A 3,661-nucleotide genomic window follows, 5' to 3' on the forward strand; every position below is an offset into this window, starting at 1 on the left:
ACCTGTTGTCGGTCTTCGCCTTCGATGAATCGCTTCATGGGCACCTCGCTCAAATCGGGTGCCGTTATTTTAATTTTTAGCAGCGGTTGTGGGTTGGGTTTTCACACAGCCTCGGCCCAAACCAGTCCCCACGCCAACCATGGTTGCTGTTCTCCGCGCCATCAAAACCGTTCCAGAAGAAACCATGCAGCGTTAGGTGAAAACTGCTATTTAATTTATAGCTGCTGGCGATTTCTGAATAAGCGCTAGAGCCAGTTTTTATCTAAAAATTGGCGGTTGCGCACTCGAAAGACACAATGCAACCCCCGCACTGCCTCCTCCCCCTCAATACTCCAACCTCTCCGGCCGAATCTCTTGCAGGATGGTCGTCGCAATCTCTTCAATCGACTTCGTGGTCGTAGACAGCCACCGAATCCCCGATCTCCGCATCATCGCCTCGGCCTCTGCGACCTCGTGGCGGCAGTTCACCAGGTTGGCGTACTTGGAATCGGGGCGGCGCTCGTTGCGGATCTCGGACAGGCGCTCGGGCTGGATGGTCAGGCCGAAGATCTTTTTGCGGTGCGGCTCCAGCGCGGGGGGCAGCTGGCGGCGCTCGAAGTCTTCGGGGATCAGCGGGTAGTTGGCGGCTTTCATGCCGTATTGCATGGCCAGGTACAGGCTGGTGGGGGTTTTGCCGCTGCGGCTCACGCCCACCAAGATCACGTCGGCACCGGCCAGGTCGCGGTTGCTCTGGCCATCGTCGTGGGCCAGGCTGAAGTTGATGGCTTCGATGCGGTCGGTGTATTCCTTGCTGCGGCTCACGTCGCTGAACCGGCCCACACGGTGGTGCGATCGGATGCCCAGTTCTTCCTCCAGCGGGTGCACAAAGGTGCCAAACATGTCCAGCAGCATGCCTTTGCAGCCATCCTGAATAACTTTGAGCACTTCCATGTTCACCAAGGTGGTGAAGACGATGGGTTTTTTGCCCTCGACCTCTCCGGTGTGGTTGATCTGCCGCACGGCCTGGTGGGCTTTGTCCACCGTGTCGATGAAGGGCAGGCGCACGTGCCGCGGCTTCATCTCGAACTGGGCCAGGATGGCGTTGCCAAAAGTTTCGGCGGTGATGCCGGTGCCGTCAGAGACAAAAAATACGGTGCGCGTGTGCATGGGGCCCTTTTTTGATTGGGCTTGCGCAGTCAGGGTGGGGCCGTCGCCGGTGCGGGGCAGCACATGGGCGGGGTTATCCGTTTTGCGTAAGCCGTGAAAATGCGTCAGCCCGCCGCCAGTGGCGCAGGCCTACAATTGTCACAATTATCCAATTCTCACCATGCACACCGTCGGCCTACAACCACAACAACAAAGTCGCAGCCTGTGCATGGCCGCTTGCCTGGGGCCCCGAAGCGCCCGGCACGCAGACCCGGTTTCAACTTCTGGAGCTTTCCCATGTCTGCACTTTTCAGCCCGACCGCCCTGGTCGTACCGTTTGAAAACCTGAGAATGACCGATGTCGAGTCCGTGGGCGGTAAAAACGCCTCCCTCGGCGAGATGATCTCCCAACTGCCGCAGGGCGTGCGCGTGCCCACGGGCTTTGCCACCACGGCCCACGCGTTCCGCGAGTTCTTGGCCTATGACGGCCTGGCCGACAAGATCAGCGCCAAGCTCAAGAGCCTGGACACCGAAGACGTGCGCGCCTTGGCCAAGGTGGGCGCCGAGATCCGCGCCATGGTCGAGGCCCAGCCCTTCCCGGCCGACCTGCAAAAAGCCATAGCCGATGAATTTGCCACGCTGAGCGCTGGCAACCCCCAAGCGTCGTTTGCCGTGCGCTCGTCCGCCACGGCCGAGGATTTGCCCGACGCGTCGTTTGCGGGCCAGCAGGAAACCTTCCTGAACGTGGTGGGCATTGACGATGTGCTGCACAAGATGAAGGAAGTGTTCGCGTCGCTGTACAACGACCGCGCCATCTCTTACCGCGTGCACAAGGGTTTTGAGCACGATGTGGTGGCCCTGTCGGCGGGTGTGCAACGCATGGTGCGCTCTGACCTGGGCGCTGCGGGCGTGATGTTCACCATCGACACCGAATCGGGCTTTGAAGATGTGGTGTTCATCACCAGCAGCTACGGTCTGGGCGAGACGGTGGTGCAGGGCGCCGTGAACCCCGACGAGTTCTACGTGCACAAGCCCATGCTCAAGGCGGGCAAGAAGGCTGTGATCCGCCGCAATCTGGGCAGCAAGCTGATCCAGATGGTGTTCTCCACGGCCGAAGAAAAAGCCGCCAGCGGCAAGCTGGTCAAGACCGTCGACGTGCCCACCGAGCAGCGCAACCGCTATTCGCTGACCGATGCCGACGTGCAACTGCTGGCGCAGTACGCCCTGGTGATCGAGGAGCACTATGGCCGCCCCATGGACATCGAATGGGGCAAGGACGGCACCGACGGCCAGCTCTACATCTTGCAGGCACGACCCGAGACCGTGAAGAGCCAGTCCAAGGGCCAGGCCGAGCTGCGCTACAAGCTCAAGGGCCACGGCACCGTGCTGGCCGAAGGCCGCGCCATTGGCCAGAAGATCGGCACCGGCCCCGTGCGCCTGGTGCACAACATCTCCGAGATGGACAAGGTCCAGCCGGGCGATGTGCTGGTCACCGACATGACCGACCCCAACTGGGAGCCCGTGATGAAGCGCGCAAGCGCCATAGTCACCAACCGCGGCGGCCGCACCTGCCACGCCGCCATCATTGCGCGCGAGCTGGGTATTCCGGCCGTGGTGGGCTGTGGCGACGCCACCGAGTTGTTGAAAGACGGCACGCTGGTCACCGTGAGCTGCTCCGAGGGCGACACGGGCAAGATCTATGACGGTCTGCTGGAAACCGAAGTGACGGAAGTCCAGCGCGGCGAGATGCCGAGCATCAAGACCAAGATCATGATGAACGTGGGCAACCCCCAGCTCGCGTTCGACTTCTGCCAGTTGCCCAATGAAGGTGTGGGCCTGGCCCGGCTGGAGTTCATCATCAACAACAACATTGGGGTGCATCCCAAGGCCATCCTGGACTACCCGCAGATCGACGCCGACCTGAAGAAGGCTGTGGAATCTGTGGCCCGTGGCCATGCCAGCCCCCGCGCGTTTTATGTGGACAAGGTCGCTGAAGGCGTGGCGACGATTGCCGCCGCGTTCTGGCCCAAGCCCGTCATCGTGCGCCTGTCGGACTTCAAGTCCAATGAATACCGCAAGCTGATCGGCGGTAGCCGCTATGAGCCGGAAGAAGAAAACCCGATGCTGGGTTTTCGTGGTGCTGCGCGCTACCTGAGCGCAGATTTTGGCGAAGCCTTTGCCATGGAGTGCGAGGCTTTGAAGCGCGTGCGCAACGACATGGGTCTGACCAACGTACAGGTGATGGTGCCGTTTGTGCGCACGCTGGGCCAAGCCGAGCGCGTGACGCAACTGCTGGCCCAGCATGGCCTGCAACGCGGCAAGGATGACCTCAAGGTCATCATGATGTGCGAGGTGCCCAGCAACGCCATCCTGGCCGAGCGCTTCCTGGAGTTCTTCGACGGCTTCTCCATCGGCTCCAACGACCTGACCCAGCTCACCCTGGGTCTGGACCGCGATTCGGGCCTGGAGCTGCTGGCACACGACTTTGACGAGCGCGACCCTGCCGTGCAGGCACTGATCCACCAGGCCATCAAGG

Annotated in this window: 2 protein-coding genes; one reads left to right on the forward strand and one right to left on the reverse strand. The window is 61.4% G+C overall.

Annotated elements, in window-relative coordinates:
* Window positions 1–324 precede the first annotated feature (324 nt).
* Window positions 325–1,146 (reverse strand): pyruvate, water dikinase regulatory protein, encoded by an 822-nt coding sequence (locus ACK4OE_RS25475; protein WP_409889211.1) that lies wholly within the window; start codon window positions 1,144–1,146, stop codon window positions 325–327.
* 276 nt (window positions 1,147–1,422) lie between these two features.
* Here ACK4OE_RS25475 and ppsA point away from each other — a divergent pair.
* The coding region (gene ppsA, locus ACK4OE_RS25480; RefSeq protein WP_409889212.1) for a phosphoenolpyruvate synthase at window positions 1,423–3,661 on the forward strand (2,239 nt) is incomplete at its 3' end.

This window comes from Acidovorax sp. (assembly GCF_046314175.1).
Lineage (GTDB): Bacteria > Pseudomonadota > Gammaproteobacteria > Burkholderiales > Burkholderiaceae_C > Acidovorax.